The 1,626-nt window shown below is 37.5% G+C and carries 2 protein-coding genes; both read right to left on the reverse strand.

The features are described from left to right. Positions 1-484, reverse strand: a 484-nt coding sequence (locus AC1DRF_RS26865; RefSeq protein WP_477742172.1) for an ABC transporter transmembrane domain-containing protein, incomplete at its 3' end; no start/stop codon positions are given. A 306-nt stretch (positions 485-790) separates the two neighbouring features. Then, positions 791-1,626: phosphogluconate dehydrogenase (NAD(+)-dependent, decarboxylating) (gene gnd / locus AC1DRF_RS26870; protein WP_477742173.1), on the reverse strand; the 836-nt coding region annotated here is incomplete at its 5' end.

A 1,626-nucleotide genomic window follows, 5' to 3' on the forward strand; every position in this document is an offset into this window, starting at 1 on the left:
TGACAAGAGTTAGTGAAATAGAGTAATAGAACATAACGGAAAAGCTGGCAGTAAGTAAAATAACGAAGCGAATTAATTCTGAGAAGCCAAAAGATAGAAAAAAACGAAATCCTTCTACATCAGCTGTCAACCTGGACATCAAGTCCCCTGTTTTAGCATTGTCATAGTAAGAAAACGGTAAATACTGAAGTTTGCGGTAAAGTTTGTTGCGAAGAGTATACACGGACTTAATTCCAAATAAGTCGCCGTAATATTGCTGAATATATGTAAAGATTCCTTTGACAATCATTAGCCCAATAAAAATAAATGCTACATTATCGACTAGCTGATATTGTTTTCCTAACACAATATGATCAATCGTATATTGCAGCACAATAGGGTAAATCACAGTGATGGAGGTTACAAACAACAAGCAAATAGCAGAATAAAAAAAGTACATTCGGTACGGTAAATAAAAATCTTTTAGTTTTTTAAACGTTTCCATATACCCCGTCCTTCCTTTAGCTAAAATGCGGCACACATATTTAAATATATCGGTTCCCGAAATAATTTACCATAATTTTTAGATATTTTTTCAAAAAAAGGTAAATAGTCATAAAAAAGAGGGTGGGATATAACTAAATGAATTCAATCTAAAGACGAACAAATGGAATACATGAGTTGAACTGCTAGAAAGATCTACACTGACGAAATTATTCACCATAACAAAAAAATGAACCACTAATCAAACATGTTGATCAATGGTTCATTTTTCGATTCGTCTAAAATACGTTTGTTCCAGCCTCTTTTTTTATTGTTTTTCTACTGCATGTCCGCCGAACTCATTGCGAAGAGCGGCAACTACTTTACCTGTAAACGTATCGTCTTCAAGTGAGCGATAGCGCATCATTAACGATAGAGCAATAACTGGCGTTGGCACTTGTAAATCTAGAGCGGATTCAACCGTCCATTTTCCTTCACCGGAAGAATGCATAACTCCTTTAATACTGTCAAGTTTTGCATCTTTTGAAAATGCACGTTCCATTAATTCGATTAACCATGAGCGAATAACAGAGCCATTATTCCATACGCGGGCTACAGCTTCATAGTCATAGTCAAATTCACTTTTCTCTAACACATCGAAACCTTCAGCAATTGCTTGCATCATGCCGTACTCAATTCCGTTATGAACCATTTTCAAGAAGTGGCCGCTTCCTGCTACACCTGAATAGAGATAGCCGTTTTCTACGTTAATGTCGCGGAAAATAGGTTCGATTGTAGCAAATGCTTCTTTATCTCCCCCAATCATCATACAAGCACCGTTTCGGGCACCTTCCATTCCGCCGCTTGTTCCAACATCAAAGTAGTGAATTCCTTTTTCAGCAGAAGCTGCAGCACGTCGTACAGAATCTTTATACTTGGAATTACCGCCTTCAATAATCATATCTCCTTCTTCAAGCAGTTCTTGGAGCTCAGAAATTACTTTTTCTGTGAGCTCTCCAGCCGGAACCATGACCCAAGCAATGCGTGGTTTTTCTAATTTGCTCACTAATTCTTTAATGGAAGAAGCGCCTTCTGCTCCCTTTTCTGATACTTTCTGTACGGCTTCGTTGTTCACATCGAATGCTACTACAGAATGGTTATGAT

This window comes from Priestia sp. P5_B4 (genome assembly GCF_056400385.1).